At 48.9% G+C, this 262-nt stretch carries 1 rRNA gene; it reads left to right on the top strand.

The features are described from left to right. Window positions 1–262, top strand: a 23S ribosomal RNA gene (locus LZP69_RS16475); the annotation flags it as partial.

Raw genomic sequence — 262 nt, 5'->3', positions numbered from 1 at the left:
TGACTAAGCGTATACGGTGGATGCCTTGGCAGTCAGAGGCGATGAAGGACGTAGTAACTTGCGAAAAGCGTTGGCGAGCTAGTAACAAGCATTTGAGCTAACGATGTCCGAATGGGGGAACCCAGCAGCATAAGCTGTTATCACTAACTGAATACATAGGTTAGTGAGGCGAACGAGGGGAACTGAAACATCTAAGTACCCTTAGGAAAAGAAATCAACCGAGATTCCCCTAGTAGCGGCGAGCGAACGGGGATTAGCCCTT

Source organism: Shewanella sp. AS1 (genome assembly GCF_021412565.1).
GTDB lineage: Bacteria > Pseudomonadota > Gammaproteobacteria > Enterobacterales > Shewanellaceae > Shewanella.
Note: the sequence above shows the minus strand (reverse complement) of the source record. Positions and strands in the feature narration are given on the sequence as shown.